Genomic DNA, 14,849 nt, shown 5'->3' with positions numbered 1-14,849 from the left:
CAACCAGGAGACCGCCATGTTGCTCAAGACCACGATCGCCGTTTCCCTGCTGGCCCTGGCCGGCCTGGCCCACGCGCAGATGACGCCCGCGGGCCTGTGGAAAACCATCGACGACGACACCAAGAAGGAGAAGTCGCTGGTGCGCATCACCGAGAACAACGGCGTCTTCAGCGGCCGCATCGAGAAGCTGCTCGACCCGGCCAGCGACCCCAAGGGCGTGTGCGACAAGTGCACCGACGACCGCAAGGACAAACCCATCGTGGGCCTGGAGATCCTGCGCGGCATCAAGGCCGGCGAGAGCGACAAGACCGTGTTCGAGGGCGGCAGCATCGTCGACCCGAACAACGGCAAGAGCTACCGCGCGCGCCTCAAGCCCGTCAATGGCGGCGCGCAACTTGAGATGCGCGGCTACATCGGCCCCTTCTTCCGAACCCAGGTCTGGCAAAGAATGGAATGACACCCCTGCCGCGCTTCGCGCGACCCCCTCAAGGGGGCGACACCAGAGGCCCGGCACAGCCGGTTCCTCGGTGTCCCTCGACCACTCCCCCTCGTGCGAGGCGCAACAGCTAGCCCGCCAAGGAAAGTACTTTCAATGAACCGATTCAACGTCAGAAAAGTCGCCGTGCTCGGCGCGGGCGTGATGGGCGCGCAGATCGCCGCCCATCTCGTCAACGCCAAGGTGCCTGTCGTGCTCTTCGATCTTCCCGCGAAGGAAGGCCCGAAGAACGGCATCGTCACCCGGGCGATCGAAAACCTGAAGAAGCTCAAGCCCTCGCCCCTCGGCGTGGCCGCCGACGCCGACCTCATCGTCGCGGCCAACTACGAGGAGCACATGCCCCTGCTGGGCGAGTGCGACCTGGTCATCGAGGCCATCGCCGAGCGCATGGACTGGAAGCGCGACCTGTACCAGAAGATCGCGCCGCACGTCGCCCCGCACGCCATCGTGGCGTCCAACACCTCGGGCCTGTCGATCACGGCGCTGAGCGAGGCGCTGCCCGAGGCCATCCAGCCGCGCTTCTGCGGCATCCACTTCTTCAACCCGCCGCGCTACATGGTGCTGGTGGAGCTGATCGCCACGCCGGCGACGCAGCCGCTGATCCTGGACCAGCTCGAAACCTTCGTGACCAGCGGCCTGGGCAAGGGCGTGGTGCGCGCCAAGGACACGCCCAACTTCATCGCCAACCGCATCGGCATTGCCGGCATGCTGGCCACGATGAAGGAGGTGGAAAACCACGGCCTGACGTTCGACGTCGTGGACGACCTCACCGGCAAGCGCCTGGGCCGCGCCAGCAGCGGCACCTTCCGCACCGCCGACGTGGTGGGCCTGGACACCATGGCCCACGTCATCAAGACCCTGCAGGACAACCTGAGCGCCGAGAGCGACCCGTTCTACGGCAGCTTCGGCACGCCGCCCGTGCTCAAGGCCCTGCTCGACAAGGGCCACCTCGGCCAGAAAACCAAGGCTGGCTTCTTCAGGAAGGTGGGCCGCGACATCCAGCGCTTCGACCTGGCGAGCGGCGACTACGTGCCCTCGGGCGAGAAGGCCGACGAGGTCTATGGCCGCATGCTCAAGAAGCCCGCGGCCGAGCGCCTGCGCCTGCTGAAGGACAGCACAGGTCCGCAGGGGCGGTTCCTCTGGGCCATCCTGCGCAACGGTTTCCACTACGCGGCCGTGCACCTGGCGAACATCGCCGACACCGCGCGCGACGTGGACCTGGCCATGCGCTGGGGCTTCGGCATGAAGCAGGGTCCCTTCGAGCTGTGGCAGGAAGCCGGCTGGCTGGAGGTGGCGAAGATGGTCCAGGAGGACATCGACGCCGGCAAAGCGCTGTCGACGGCGCCGCTGCCCGACTGGGTGTTCAAGGGCCCGGTGGCCGAGGCCGGCGGCGTGCACACCGCCCAGGGTTCGTGGAACCCCACCAAGGGCGTGTTCGAGGCGCGCCGTGAACTGCCGGTCTACCAGCGTCAGCCTTTCCCCGAGCTGCTGCTCGGCGAGGCGGGCCCGCGTTTCGCCAATGCCGGCACCACCGTCGAGGAAACCGACGCGGTGCGGCTCTGGACGCTCGACAACGAGGTCCTGATCGCCAGCATCAAGACCAAGATGCACGCGATCAGCCCCGAGGTCTGCGAGGGCCTGATGCAGGCGGTGGAACTCGCCGAGGCGCAGTACCAGGGCCTGGTGGTGTGGTCGGGCGACGAGCCCTTCAGCGTGGGCGCCGACCTGCAGGCCATGCTGCCGGCCTTCCTGGCCGTGGGCGTGGCCGCCATCGAGGACGCCGAGGGCTTCATGCAGCAGACCATGCTGCGCCTGCGCTACGCCAGCGTGCCCGTGGTCTCGGCCATCCGTGGCATGGCGCTGGGCGGTGGCTGCGAGCTGGCCGTCTACAGCGGCCGGCGCGTCGCGCACATGGAGAGCTACATCGGCTTGGTGGAGGTGGGCGTGGGCCTGATCCCGGGCGCGGGCGGCCTCACCTACGTGGCGCGCCGCGCGGCCGAGAACGCGGCCAGCTCCACCGGCAAGGACCTGCTGCCGTTCCTCACCGAGGGCTTCACGGCGGCCGCCATGGCCAAGGTCGGCACCAGCGCGATCGAGTCGCGCGCCATCGGCTACCTGCTCGAGTCCGATCTGATCGTGCCGCACAAGGACGAGCTGCTGTTCGTCGCGCTCAACGAAGCGAAGGCGATGTTCCGCGCCGGCTACCGCGCGCCGCACAAGCGCCTGTTCCCCGTGGCCGGACGCGACGGCAAGGCCACCATCCTGGGCCAGCTCGTGAACATGCGCGACGGCGGCTTCATCAGCCAGCACGACTTCCACATCGCCAGCCTGATCGCGAACGTGGTCACCGGCGGCGACGTGGACCCTGGCACCCTGGTCAGCGAGGAGTACCTCATGACGCTGGAGCGCCAGGCCTTCTGCGCGCTCATCACGCACCCCAAGACGCAGGAACGCATCCTCGGGATGCTCAACACCGGCAAGCCGGTGAGGAACTGATGAACACCCCCGCGCCGGGCTTTGCCCGTCACCCCCTCGAGGGGGCAACACCAGCGGTCCGGCAAAGCCGGTTCCGCGGTGTTTCTGGACCAATACCTCTGGAGTTCCTCCAATGAAGCAAATCCAAGACGCCTACATCGTCGCCGCCACGCGCACGCCCATCGGGCGTTCGCACAAGGGCGCGTTCAAGCACCTGCGGCCCGACGACCTGCTGGCCCTGGCGTTGCGCTCGGCGCTGGCGCAGGCGCCGGGGCTGGACCCCAAGGCCATCGAAGACGTGATCTGCGGCTGCGCCATTCCCGAGGCGCAGCAGGGCCTGAACGTGGCGCGCATCGGCGCCATCCTCGCCGGCTTGCCCAACAGCGTGGGCGGCATCACGGTCAACCGCTTCTGCGCCTCGGGCCTATCGGCCGTGGCCATGGCGGCCGACCGCATCCGCGTGGGCGAGGCCGACGTGATGGTCGCCGCCGGTACCGAAAGCATGAGCATGGTGCCCATGATGGGCAATTCGCCCAGCCTGTCGCCCGCCATCTTCGCCAACACCCAGGACGTGGAGCAGTACGGCATTGCCTACGGCATGGGCCTCACGGCCGAGAAGGTGGCGCAGCAGTGGAAGGTCTCGCGCGAGGCGCAGGACGCGTTCGCTCTGCAGTCGCACCAGCGCGCGCTCATCGCCATGAAGAACGGCGAATTCGCCAACGAGATCACGCCGGTGGAGGTGACCGAGCGCGCGGTGAACCTGGACACGGCCGAGGTGAACAAGCGCACGCGCACGGTGAACCTGGACGAAGGCGCGCGCCCCGACACCAGCCTGGAAGGCCTGGCCAAGCTGCGCACCGTGTTCGCGGCGCGCGGCTCGGTCACGGCGGGCAACAGCTCGCAGACCAGCGACGGCGCGGGCGCGCTGATCCTGGCCAGCGAGGCCGCGGTCAAGCGCTTCGGCCTCACGCCGCTGGCGCGCTTCGTGAGCTACGCCAGCCGCGGCGTGCCGCCGCACATCATGGGCATTGGCCCGGTGGAGGCGATTCCCGCCGCGCTGCGCTACGCCGGCCTGAAGCAGGACGACATGGACTGGATCGAGCTCAACGAGGCCTTCGCGGCCCAGTCGCTGGCGGTCATCAACACCCTGGGCCTGGACCCGGCCAAGGTCAATCCCATGGGCGGCGCGATCGCCCTGGGCCACCCGCTGGGCGCCACCGGCGCCATCCGCTCAGCCACCGTGGTGCACGCACTCAAGCGCCACCAGAAGCGGTACGGCATGGTCACCATGTGCGTGGGCATGGGGCAGGGCGCGGCGGGGATTTTCGAGCGGGTGTAAGGACCGCCGCCGCCATGACGAAGGCGCCCCCCGGGGCGCCTTTGCTTTTGGGGGGCTGCGCCGCGCCGGCGCGTCGGCGGCCCGGCCATATGGATGGTTGGGGGAACGTCGCCAGGCGGCTGTCCACTGAGGCTGCGGGCGTTTCAGCCGGCCGCCATCCCTTTCCCCAGGAGACCCACTTGCACTTCAACAGACTCACCGCCTGGATCGCGCTCGCGTTGGTGCTCGGCGTGGCGACCGGCTACATGTGCCATGCCATGGCCCCGAACGCGGCCGCCGCCAAGGAGTGGGGCGACCACTTCAGCGTGGTGGCGGGCATCTTCCTGCACCTGGTCAAGATGATCATCGCGCCCCTGGTGTTCGCCACCCTGGTCGCGGGCATCGCGGGCATGGACGACGAGAGCCGCGTGGGCCGCATGGGCGCTCGCGCCATGGCCTGGTTCGTCGGGGCGTCCTTCGTGTCGCTGCTGCTGGGCCTGTTGTGGGCCAACGCCCTGCAGCCGGGCGCGGGCCTGCGCCTGCCGCTGCCCGACGACCAGGCCACCACCCACCTGAAGACCAGCTCGCTGAACGTCAAGGACTTCCTCCTCAACGTGTTCCCGACGAGCATCGTGAGCGCGATGGCCACCAATTCGGTGCTGCAGATCGTGGTGTTCTCGCTCTTCTTCGGCTTCGGGCTGCGGGCGGTCAAGTCCCATGTGGACCCCGCGCTCGTCTCGGCCATCGACGCCTTGGTGCTCGTGATGATCAAGGTCACCGACTTCGTCATGCTGTTCGCCCCGGTGGGCGTCTTCGCCGCGGTCGCCGCCGCCATCGCGGTGCAGGGGCTGGACGTGCTGGGGTCCTATGCCAGGTTCATCCTCAGTTTCTTCGTCGCGCTGGGATCGCTGTGGCTGGTGCTGATCGCCGCCGGCTACCTGGTGTTGCGGGGGCGCGTGTTCCATCTCTTGAAGCTACTGAAGGAGCCCGCCCTCATTGGCTTCTCCACGGCCAGCAGCGAGGCCGCCTACCCCAAGACCCTGGAGCAGTTGCAGAGGTTCGGCGTGCGCCGCGAGGTGAGCGGCTTCGTATTGCCCTTGGGCTACGCCTTCAACCTCGACGGCTCGATGATGTACCTGACGTTCGCGGTGCTCTTCGTGGCCCAGGTCTACGGCATCCAGATGCCCCTCGCCACCCAGCTGACGCTGCTGCTGTTCCTGATGCTGAGCAGCAAGGGCATGGCCGGCGTATCCCGGGCCTCGCTGGTCGTCATCGCCGCCACGCTGCCGATGTTCGGCGTGCCCGAGGCCGGCCTGCTGCTGATCTTGGGCGTGGACGTGCTGCTGGACATGGGGCGCACCGGCACCAACGTGATCGGCAACAGCATCGCGACGGCGGTGATCGCCCAGTGGGAAGGCAAGCTCGACGGTCCCCAGGCCCTCGCGCGCGACTGGCCCGTGGCCGATCGGCCGGTGGCGGTGCCGGTCAAGGCGCCAGACACGGTCTGAGCCGTCACCCCCCGCCCCACCGGGAGGCCCACCCACGCGCCGCCTGCGGGCGGCTGCTTTACAGCGGCTTCTTGATCAGGTTCGCGATCTCGCCCACCACGCCGCGGCGGAAGGCCAGCACGCAGATCACGAAGATCACGCCCTGCACCACCGTCACCCAGGCGCCGAGCTGGGCCAGGTAGTTCTGCATCGAGACGATGATGGCCGCGCCCACCACCGGGCCGAACAGCGTGCCCATGCCGCCGAGCAGCGTCATCAGCACCACCTCGCCCGACATGCTCCAGTGCACGTCGGTGAGCGAGGCGAGCTGGAACACGATGGCCTTGGTGGCACCGGCCGCGCCGGCCAGGCCGGCCGAGAGCACGAAGGCCAGGTGCTTGTAGCGGTCGGTGTCGTAGCCCAGCGAGGTGGCGCGCGCCTCGTTCTCGCGGATGGCCTGCAGCACCTGGCCGAAGGGCGAGTGCACCACACGCCAGATCAGCAGGAAGCCGGCGAAAAAGATCACGAACACCACGGCGTACATGGCCATGGGCTGGCTCAGGTCGACCAGGCCGAAGAGCTGGCCGCGCGGCACCGCCTGGATGCCGTCTTCACCGCCGGTGAACCGGGCCTGCAGGCTGAAGAAGAACACCATCTGCGCCAGCGCGAGGGTGATCATGGCGAAGTAGATGCCCTGGCGGCGGATGGCCAGCGCGCCCACCACCACGCCCAGCAGCACCGCGCAGCAGGTGCCGAAGAGGATGGCCAGCTCGGGCGTGAAGCCCCAGACCTTGGCGGCGTGCGCCGAGGCATAGCCCGCCCCACCGAGGAACATGGCGTGGCCGAAGGACAGCAGGCCGCTGAAGCCGATGAGCAGGTTGAAGGCGCAGGCGAAGAGCGCGAAGCACATCACCTTCATCAGGAACACGGGGTACACGACCACCGGCGCGATCAGGAAGAACGCGGCCATGATGGCGAAGGCGATGACCAGGGACGAGGTGCCGGCAGGGGCCTTGTGGGCGCTGCCCGCGTGGGCGATGGTGGTGGTCGAGGTGCTCATCAGGAATTCCCGTCGATGGCCCATCGCGTGGCACGCGGGGCTGTGCGGCCAGGGGTGCCACGGAACCGGCTGTGCCGGGCCGTAGGCGCCGGCCCCTTGAGGGGGGCGCGCGAAGCGCGGCGAGGGTGTTTCATTTCTGGGTTCCGAACAGCCCCGCGGGCCGGATCAGCAGCACGATGGCCATGATGACGAAGATCACCGTGCTGGAGGCCTCGGGGTAGAAGACCTTGGTGAGGCCTTCGATGATGCCCAGGCCGAAGCCCGTGAGGATGGCGCCCATGATGGAGCCCATGCCGCCGATCACCACCACCGCGAACACCACGATGATCAGGTCCGAGCCCATCTGCGGGCTCACCTGGTAGATGGGGGCGGCCATGACGCCGGCCAGTGCGGCCAGGCCCACGCCGAAGCCATAGGTGAGCGTGATCATGCGCGGCACGTTCACGCCAAAGCCCTGCACCAGCGTGGGATTCTCTGTGGCCGCACGCAGGTAGGCGCCGAGCTTGGTGCGCTCGATGACGAACCAGGTGCTCAGGCAGACAACCAGCGAGGCGGCCACGACCCAGCCGCGGTAGTTGGGCAGAAACATGAAGCCCAGGTTCTGCGCGCCCATGAGCTGCGGCGGGATCGCGTAGGGCTGCCCCGAGGAGCCGTACTCGTGGCGGAACAGGCCCTGGATGATGAGCGCGATGCCGAAGGTCAGTAGCAGGCCGTAGAGGTGGTCGAGCTGGTAGAGCCGCTTGAGCATGAAGCGCTCGATCAGCACCCCGGTGGCCCCGACCACGACGGGCGCGATCAGCAGCGACCACCAGTAGCCGATGCCCAGCTTGTTGAGCAGCAGCCAGGCCACGAAGGCGCCCATCATGTACTGGGCGCCGTGCGTGAAGTTGATGATGTTGAGCAGACCGAAGATCACGGCCAGCCCCAGCGACAGCAGGGCATAGAACGAGCCGTTGATCAGCCCGATCAGCAATTGCCCGAACAGGGCCGCGGTGGGGACGCCGAAGATCTCGGTCATGCTCAGAACGCTCCGGTGCTTACTTCACGAGCGGGCACTCGCCGTCCTTGAGGGGACGGAAGGCCTGGTCGGCGGGGATGGTGGCGCGGACCTTGTAGTAGTCGTAAGGGCCTTTCGACTCCGAGGGCTTCTTGACCTCGAACAGGTAGGCCGGGTGGATCTTGCGGCCGTCGGCGCGGATCGTGCCCTTGCCGAACAGCGGATCGTCGGTCGGCATGTCCTTCATCTTGGCCACCACCTTGGTGCCGTCGTCGGTCTTGCCGGCCTCCACCGCCTTCAGGTAGTGCAGCACCGAGGCGTATACGCCCGCGTGGTCGGAGCTGGGGTACTTGCCGCCGTTGCGCTCGGCGAAGCGCTTGCTCCAGGCGCGGGTCTGGTCGTTCAGGTCCCAGTAGAAGGTCTCGGTGAAGATCAGGCCCTGCGCGGTGGCCAGGCCCAGGCCGTGCACGTCGGGCAGGAACACCAGCAGACCGGCCAGGTTCTGGCCACCCTTGGTGATGCCGAACTCGGCCGCCTGCTTGATGCTGTTGATGGTGTCGCCGCCGGCGTTGGCCAGGCCGATGATCTTGGCCTTGGAGGCCTGGGCCTGCAACAGGAAGGAGCTGAAGTCGCTGCCCGGGAAGGGCGTGCGCACCTTGCCCAGCACCTTGCCGCCGTTCTTCAGCACCACGGCCTCGGTGTCGCGTTCCAGCGCGTGGCCGAAGGCGTAGTCGGCGGTCAGGAAGAACCAGGTGTCGCCGCCGGTTTTCACGATCGCCCCGCCGGTGCCGTTGGCCAGCATCCAGGTGTCGTACAGCCAGTGCACGGTGTTGGGGCTGCACTGCTTGCCGGTCAGGTCGGAGGTCGCCGCGCCGGTGTTGATGAAGGCCTTGCCCTTTTCCTTGGTGATCTGATTGATGGCCAGCGCCACCGACGAGGTGGGCACGTCGAAGATGGCGTCCACCTTGTCCACGTCGTACCAGGTGCGGGCCACGGTCGAGCCCACGTCGGGCTTGTTCTGGTGGTCGGCCGAGACGACCTCGACCTTCATGCCCTTCTTCTCGGGCGCGAAGTCCTCGACCGCCATGCGTGCGGCGAGCACCGAGCCCGGTCCGCCGATGTCGGCGTACAGGCCCGACATGTCGTTCATCACGCCGATCTTGATCACGCCATCGGAGATCTGCGCCTGCGCAACCCCCGCCGTCAGCATGGCCGCCGCCGCGGTGGCCAGCAATTTCTTCGTCGTCTTCATGTCGTCGTCTCCTTCATCGGTGTGTGAACGTGGAAAGACCCAAACCCGGCGACCAGGGTCAGACGCCGAGGTACTCGTGCAACATGCCCATCTTCGCGTCGAGATCGGCGGCGCCGAAGCCCTCCACGATGCGGCCATGTTCCATGACGTAGAAGCGGTCGGCCAGCGGCGCCGCGAAACGGAAGTTCTGCTCGACCATCACGATGGTGAAGCCGCGCTCGCGCAGCGTGCGGATGGTGCGCGCCAGCGTCTGAACGATGACCGGCGCCAGGCCTTCGGAAATTTCGTCGAGCAGCAGCAGCTTGGCACCCGTGCGCAGGATGCGCGCCACCGCGAGCATCTGCTGTTCGCCGCCCGACAGGCGCGTGCCCGGGCTGTGGCGGCGCTCCTTGAGGTTGGGGAACAGCTCGTAGAGTTCGTCGAGTGGCATGCCGCCGTCGGCCACCACGGGCGGCAGCAGCAGGTTCTCCTCGCAGCTCAGGCTGGCGAAGATGCCGCGTTCCTCGGGGCAGTAGCCCAGGCCCAGGCGCGCCACCTGGTGCGTCGCCATGTTCACGGTCTCCTGCCCGAAGAGCCGGATCGAGCCCGCGCGCTTGCCCACCATGCCCATGATGGCCTTGAGCGTGGTGGTGCGGCCCGCGCCGTTGCGGCCGAGCAAGGTCACGACCTCGCCGCGGTTCACTTGCAGGTCGACGCCGTGCAGGATGTGCGACTCGCCATACCAGGCGTTCACGCCGCTGAGGCGGAGCAGTTCTTCAGCGGCCATCAATGCGCCCCTTGCAGCTGCGCGTCGGCGCTGCCCATGTAGGCCTCCAGCACCTGCGGGTTGGCCGATACGGTGGCGTAGTCGCCCTCGGCGATCACCTGGCCGCGCTGCAGCACGCTGATGGTGTCGGCGATGCTCGACACCACGTTCATGTTGTGCTCCACCATCAGCACCGTGCGGTTGGCCGACACCTTCTTGATGAGCTGCGTCACGCGCTCCACGTCTTCGTGGCCCATGCCCTGCGTGGGCTCATCGAGCAGCATCAGCTCGGGCTCGGTGGCCAGCGTGGTGGCGATCTCCAGCGCGCGCTTGCGGCCATAGGACAGCTCCACCGTGACCCAGTCGGCGAACTCGGACAGGCCCACGGTGTCGAGCAGCGCCATCGCGCGCTCGTCGAGCCGGTCGAGCACCTTCTTGCTCTTCCAGAAGTGGAAGGACTGGCCGGTGGCGCGCTGCAGGCCGATGCGCACGTTCTCGCGCACGCTCAGGTGCGGGAAGGTGGCCGAAATCTGGAACGAGCGCACCATGCCCCGGCGCGCCACCTGGGCGGGCTTTTGCGGCGTGATGTCCTCGCCGTTGTAGAGGATTTGCCCGCGCGTGGGGATGAGGAACTTGGTGAGCAGGTTGAAGACCGTGGTCTTGCCTGCGCCGTTGGGCCCGATGAGCGCGTGGATCTGGCCGCGCCGCACGCGCAGGTTGACGTCGTTCACGGCGACGAAGCCCTTGAACTCCTTGACCAGTCCGCGCGCTTCGAGAATGCAGTCGTTGGGGGTGTTCGGTGCCATGTAGGAGGGGCATTGTGAGCACGCGACCCATATCAAGAATGAGGGGAAACCCCACGCGGCGCGGCGGCGCTGCTATGGATTTCGGCGGAACGCCCGCCGCCCGTCATGCGCTTGTCGCGCAGGCAACAGCCGGACTGTCGGTCGGCGGACAGTCGGGGGGTGGGTGCACGCCGCTGGTGCACACTGCCCCGGATGAATCCGCACCTTTTTGACCGGGCCATTGCCCTCGACGCCATGGCCGATGGCCGTTACAGCGGCCGCACCGATCCGGCCTGGGCCAACATGGTCGGCCCCTTCGGTGGCATCACGGCGGCCACCGCGCTCAACGCCCTCCTGCTGCACCCCGATCGCCTGGGCGAGCCGGTGGCGCTCACCGTCAACTTCTGCGCCGCGCTGAACGACGGCGCTTTCGAGGTGGAGGCGCAGACGGTGCGCACCAACCGCTCCACGCAGCACTGGGCGGTGAGCATCGAGCAGGGCGGCGAGACCGTGCTGAGCGCCACCGCGCTCACCGCGGTGCGGCGCGACACCTGGGGCGCGCAGGAAGAGCCCCTGCCGCCGGTGCTGTCGCCAGCGGCGCTGGGCAAGCCCTCGATGATGGCGCCGGTGGAATGGGTCAAGCGCTACGACCTGCGCTTTCCCGAAGGCGCCATGCCGCGCGTGTGGGACGGCACGGGCGAGTCCAGCCGCACCACGGTGTGGATGCGCGACGAGCCGCCGCGCCCGCTGGACTTCCCGGCCCTCGCGGCGCTGTGCGACGTCTTCTACCCGCGCGTGTGGCTGCGCCGCGCCACGCGCGTGCCGGCGGGCACGGTGTCGATGACGGTGTACTTCCACGCCGGGGCCGCCGAGCTGGCGGCGGTGGGCGAGGGCTGGCTGCTGGGCCAGGCGCAGGCCAGCGCCTTTCGCAACGGCTACTTCGATCAGCGCGCGCAGGTGTGGAGCCAGGCGGGGGCGCTGCTGGCCACCACCCACCAGGTGGTGTACTTCAAGGAGTGAGGCGCTTCGCCAGCGACCCGGGGCGGCGGGCGTTCAGGGCCGGCCGAGGAACAGGTACAGCCCCGTGAAGCCCTTGGGCGCGCTCACCACGCTCAGGTACAGGGGACCGATCCCCGTGTCCGCCCCCACGAACAGGCTGCCGCCGGCGAGCAGGTGGCGAAAGGACACGTCGCGCCGGTCCAGCCAGGCGTTGCCCGCCTCGATGGAGCCGCCCGCGAACATCGCGCGCGCGATGCCGATGTTCCAGGGCAGGCGGCGGTAGTAGGTGAGGCGGCCGAAGGCCAGGTAGTTGCCAGCCACCTGTCCCGAGCGGAAGCCCGAGAGGTTCTGGAACCCGCCCAGCGAGTACTCGTCGATCGCCCCGATGGGGATGTTGTTGGCGTGCGCGAAGCGCAGGCCCAGGTTGAAGGTGTGCTCGCCGAAACTGCGCACGCCGGTGTACGAGCCCTCGAGCCGCGCGAAGCTGCTGCGCTCGCCGCCGCGCACGTGGCGCTTGCCCACCACCACCTCGCCGAAGGCCCGGTAGCCGCGCGACGGGAAGTTCGCATAGTCGAGCTGGTCGGCCATCACGGCCGCGCGCAGGCCGGCTTCGCGCCAGTGCACGTCCAGCACGTCGGGCTGCAGGTTGAAGCCCGGCTGCACCAGCTCCAGCGACGAACGCCGTGAACTGGCCACCACGCCCAGGCGCATGTCGCCCACCGAACCCTGGCGCCCGATCGGCCAGCCGATGTCCGCGCCCACGCGCAGCGACTCGCGCTGGATGCGCGCCAGCGGGCGGCTTTCCTCGCCGTAGAGGTCGACCTTGCGCACGCTCAGGTCGCCATAGGCCGATACGAAGGTGTTGGCCAGCGGGTCCAGGGGCTGGTAGATCTCGGAGTACAGGCCCAGGGTCTCACCCAGCTGCACGCGGTTGCGCCACTCGGTGCCGCTGGGCGTGAGCCAGTGGCGGTTGTGGCTGATGCGCAGGTTGAACGCGCCTTCGCCGCGGAAGTCGGTGCGAAGGTCCAGGCCCACGCGCAGGTAGTTCGGCCCCCAGCTGTTCTCGCGCAGGCCCACCACCAGGTCTTCGCCGCCGCTGTCGGTGTTGCGCACCAGGCGGTAGTCCACGCGCTCGTAGTCGCCGGTGGCGGCCAGGGCCTCCATGTCGTTCTCGATCAGCTGCACGTCGGCGCGCTGGCCTTTCAGGTGCTCCAGGCCCACGCCCAGGCGCTGGGCGCGCGTCTCGTCCACGCCCTCGAAGCGGATGCCCGAAATGGTGCCCACGCGCGTGGCGTTGAGCTCGGCCTGCGTGCGCCGTGCCCCGGTCCAGGCGGCGTACTCGCGCTCGCCGACCGAGAAGCGCTCCAGCGCCGCGTTCACGGTGCGCCCGTACGCATTGCCCAGGCGCACCAGTTCCTTGGCCTGGTCGAAGTCGGACGAGCTGAGCGTGCCCAGCGGCGGCGTGAGCAGCAGGTCGCGCGGGGTGAGCAGGGCGATGCTGGCCTTCACGTTCTGCTCGGTCAGGATGTTCACCATCTGCGTGGTGATGCCCACCAGCGAGCCCAGTGTCTCGCGCCCGGCCAGCGGCGTGCCGATGTTGACGGCGATGACCACGTCCGCGCCGAGCGCGCGCGCCACGTTCACCGGCAGGTTGTTCACCAGCCCGCCGTCGCCCAGGATGCGGCCGTCCATGCCGAGTGGAGAGAACACGCCCGGCACCGACATGCTGCCGCGCAGCGCGGCGGCCAGGTCGCCGCGGTCCATCACCACCTCCTGGCCGGTCTCCATGTCGGTGGCCACGGCGCGGAAACGCGTGGGCAGGGCGTCGAAGCTGCTCAGGTGGCGCGTGGGCAGGGTGTAGCGGCGCAGCAGCATTTCCAGCGAGCGCGAGGACACCGCGCCCGTGGGCAGGCGGAACTCGCCGTCGCGAAAGCCCACCAGCAACACGGGCGAGAGCTCGAAGTCCTCTTCCTTGCGGCGCTGCGACAGCACCTGGCGCGGCTGGCGCGTATTGAAGAGGCCGCTCCATTCCACGGTCAGGATCTCGCGCTCGAGCTGTTCGCCGGTCATGCCGCTGGCGTACAGGCCGCCGATGATGGCGCCCATGGAGGTGCCGACGATCAGGTCCACCGGCACGCGCGCGGCCTCCAGCGCCTTGATCACGCCCACGTGCGCGAAGCCGCGCGCGCCGCCGCCCGAGAGCACCAGCGCCACGCGCGGCCGGGGCTGCGGGGGCAGGGGCTCGGCCGCGGGCGCGGACGTGGGCGGGGTCTGCGCGGCCAAGGGCAGTGCAAGGCACGCGGCAAGGCAGGTCAGCAGCAGGCGGGTCAACATGGCGGGCGGCACGGGCGGGGGAAACGCCGAAGTTTAGGTGGGCCACCCGGTGGCCTTCGTGTTAACTTGCCCGGCTGCTGTTTTCAACCCTTTCCCGCCAACGACCATGAGCGACATCCTCGTCCACACCGAAGCCGGCATCCGCACCATCACCTTCAACCGCGTCGACAAGAAGAACTCCTTCACCTCGGCCATGTACGGCGCCATGGCCGAGGCCCTGGCCTCGGCGGTGAACGACCCCGGCGTGCGCGTGGTGCTGCTGCAGGGCCACGAGACCGTGTTCTCCGCCGGCAACGACATCGGCGACTTCCTGAACAATCCGCCGGCCGGGCTGGACTCGCCGGTGTTCCGTTTCCTCCAGGGCATCGCCACCTTTCCCAAGCCGCTGTTGGCGGCGGTCTGCGGCCCGGCGGTGGGCGTGGGCACCACGCTGCTGTTCCATTGCGACCTGGTTTACGCGGGCGACAACGCCGCCTTCTCCATGCCCTTCGTCAATCTGGGCCTGTGCCCCGAGGCCGCCAGCAGCCTGCTGGTGCCGCAGATGCTGGGTTACCACCGCGCGGCCGAGGCCTTGCTGCTGGGCGAGCCCTTCATGGCCGAGGCCGCGCTGGAGGTGGGCCTGGTCAACCGCGTGCTGCCGCCCACCGAAGCGAACGGCTACGCGCAGTCGGTGGCGAAGAAGCTCGCGGCCAAGCCGCTGAGCTCGCTGATCGAGACCAAGCGGCTCATGAAGAAGGGCCAGGAAGAGCGCGTTCTGCGCACCATCGCCGAAGAGGGCGAGAGCTTCGGCCGCATGCTGCGCGAGCCGGCGGCGAAGGAGGCCTTCGGGGCGTTCATGGAGCGCCGCAAGCCGGATTTTTCCGCGCTCTGAACCGAGCGCCCCGCCGGTGGCGGGCCCTTG

General features: G+C 68.7%; 12 protein-coding genes. 6 read left to right on the top strand and 6 right to left on the bottom strand.

Going from position 1 to position 14,849, the window contains the following annotated elements; translation table 11 throughout:
- Window positions 1-16: 16 nt before the first annotated feature.
- From JNX00_RS17960 to JNX00_RS17945, 4 genes are all read left to right on the top strand, one after another.
- Entirely contained in the window at window positions 17-457 is a 441-nt protein-coding gene (locus JNX00_RS17960; RefSeq protein ID WP_070397147.1) for a DUF2147 domain-containing protein, read from the top strand.
- 135 nt (window positions 458-592) lie between these two features.
- The gene (locus JNX00_RS17955; RefSeq protein WP_204743065.1) at window positions 593-2,992 is read left to right on the top strand and encodes a 3-hydroxyacyl-CoA dehydrogenase/enoyl-CoA hydratase family protein; all 2,400 of its coding nucleotides are present in this window, start codon (window positions 593-595) and stop codon (window positions 2,990-2,992) included.
- A gap of 112 nt (window positions 2,993-3,104) precedes the next feature.
- Window positions 3,105-4,310, top strand: coding sequence for an acetyl-CoA C-acyltransferase (locus JNX00_RS17950; RefSeq protein WP_204743064.1), 1,206 nt, complete (start codon window positions 3,105-3,107; stop codon window positions 4,308-4,310).
- A gap of 179 nt (window positions 4,311-4,489) precedes the next feature.
- On the top strand, window positions 4,490-5,797 hold the full coding sequence (locus JNX00_RS17945; RefSeq protein ID WP_204743063.1) for a dicarboxylate/amino acid:cation symporter: 1,308 nt from the start codon (window positions 4,490-4,492) through the stop codon (window positions 5,795-5,797).
- Between the two features lie 58 nt (window positions 5,798-5,855).
- On the opposite strand, the gene JNX00_RS17940 is transcribed toward JNX00_RS17945, so the two are convergent.
- The 5 genes from JNX00_RS17940 to JNX00_RS17920 form a co-directional block, all read right to left on the bottom strand.
- Complete coding sequence (locus tag JNX00_RS17940) at window positions 5,856-6,746, bottom strand: branched-chain amino acid ABC transporter permease (protein ID WP_204745096.1); 891 nt, start codon at window positions 6,744-6,746, stop codon at window positions 5,856-5,858.
- 220 nt (window positions 6,747-6,966) lie between these two features.
- Window positions 6,967-7,854 carry a branched-chain amino acid ABC transporter permease gene (locus JNX00_RS17935; RefSeq protein ID WP_070397151.1) on the bottom strand — a complete coding sequence of 296 codons (888 nt, stop codon included), beginning with the start codon at window positions 7,852-7,854 and terminating at the stop codon, window positions 6,967-6,969.
- Window positions 7,855-7,873: 19 nt separating this feature from the next.
- Window positions 7,874-9,085: an ABC transporter substrate-binding protein gene (locus tag JNX00_RS17930; RefSeq protein WP_070397152.1), complete on the bottom strand. Its 1,212-nt coding sequence runs from the start codon at window positions 9,083-9,085 to the stop codon at window positions 7,874-7,876.
- 58 nt (window positions 9,086-9,143) lie between these two features.
- Window positions 9,144-9,851 (bottom strand): ABC transporter ATP-binding protein, encoded by a 708-nt coding sequence (locus JNX00_RS17925; protein ID WP_070397153.1) that lies wholly within the window; start codon window positions 9,849-9,851, stop codon window positions 9,144-9,146.
- Window positions 9,851-10,636 carry an ABC transporter ATP-binding protein gene (locus JNX00_RS17920; RefSeq protein WP_116960751.1) on the bottom strand — a complete coding sequence of 262 codons (786 nt, stop codon included), beginning with the start codon at window positions 10,634-10,636 and terminating at the stop codon, window positions 9,851-9,853. Before JNX00_RS17920 ends, JNX00_RS17925 begins: the two co-directional genes overlap by 1 nt.
- 192 nt (window positions 10,637-10,828) lie before the next feature.
- On the opposite strand from JNX00_RS17920, the gene JNX00_RS17915 reads away from it, so the two are divergent.
- On the top strand, window positions 10,829-11,635 hold the full coding sequence (locus JNX00_RS17915) for a thioesterase family protein (RefSeq protein WP_070397155.1): 807 nt from the start codon (window positions 10,829-10,831) through the stop codon (window positions 11,633-11,635).
- Window positions 11,636-11,668: 33 nt separating this feature from the next.
- Here the strand turns inward: JNX00_RS17915 and JNX00_RS17910 are convergent, their stop codons facing one another.
- Entirely contained in the window at window positions 11,669-13,948 is a 2,280-nt protein-coding gene (locus JNX00_RS17910; protein ID WP_204743062.1) for a patatin-like phospholipase family protein, read from the bottom strand.
- 106 nt (window positions 13,949-14,054) lie between these two features.
- Between JNX00_RS17910 and JNX00_RS17905 the strand changes: the two genes are divergently transcribed.
- Window positions 14,055-14,819: an enoyl-CoA hydratase gene (locus tag JNX00_RS17905; RefSeq protein ID WP_204743061.1), complete on the top strand. Its 765-nt coding sequence runs from the start codon at window positions 14,055-14,057 to the stop codon at window positions 14,817-14,819.
- Window positions 14,820-14,849 lie beyond the last annotated feature (30 nt).

Source organism: Hydrogenophaga sp. YM1, from assembly GCF_016903055.1.
GTDB classification, from domain to species: Bacteria; Pseudomonadota; Gammaproteobacteria; order Burkholderiales; family Burkholderiaceae_C; genus Hydrogenophaga; species Hydrogenophaga borbori.
This window is presented reverse-complemented; position numbering and strand designations above follow the sequence as displayed.

Coding starts and splice junctions, on each gene's coding strand:
- JNX00_RS17960 (WP_070397147.1), top strand. CDS start 17: ATGTTGCTCAAGACCACGATCGCCGTTTCCCTGCTGGCCCTGGCCGGC.
- JNX00_RS17955 (WP_204743065.1), top strand. CDS start 593: ATGAACCGATTCAACGTCAGAAAAGTCGCCGTGCTCGGCGCGGGCGTG.
- JNX00_RS17950 (WP_204743064.1), top strand. CDS start 3,105: ATGAAGCAAATCCAAGACGCCTACATCGTCGCCGCCACGCGCACGCCC.
- JNX00_RS17940 (WP_204745096.1), bottom strand. CDS start 6,746: ATGGCCGCGTTCTTCCTGATCGCGCCGGTGGTCGTGTACCCCGTGTTC.
- JNX00_RS17935 (WP_070397151.1), bottom strand. CDS start 7,854: ATGACCGAGATCTTCGGCGTCCCCACCGCGGCCCTGTTCGGGCAATTG.
- JNX00_RS17930 (WP_070397152.1), bottom strand. CDS start 9,085: ATGAAGACGACGAAGAAATTGCTGGCCACCGCGGCGGCGGCCATGCTG.
- JNX00_RS17925 (WP_070397153.1), bottom strand. CDS start 9,851: ATGGCCGCTGAAGAACTGCTCCGCCTCAGCGGCGTGAACGCCTGGTAT.
- JNX00_RS17920 (WP_116960751.1), bottom strand. CDS start 10,636: ATGGCACCGAACACCCCCAACGACTGCATTCTCGAAGCGCGCGGACTG.
- JNX00_RS17915 (WP_070397155.1), top strand. CDS start 10,829: ATGAATCCGCACCTTTTTGACCGGGCCATTGCCCTCGACGCCATGGCC.
- JNX00_RS17910 (WP_204743062.1), bottom strand. CDS start 13,948: ATGTTGACCCGCCTGCTGCTGACCTGCCTTGCCGCGTGCCTTGCACTG.
- JNX00_RS17905 (WP_204743061.1), top strand. CDS start 14,055: ATGAGCGACATCCTCGTCCACACCGAAGCCGGCATCCGCACCATCACC.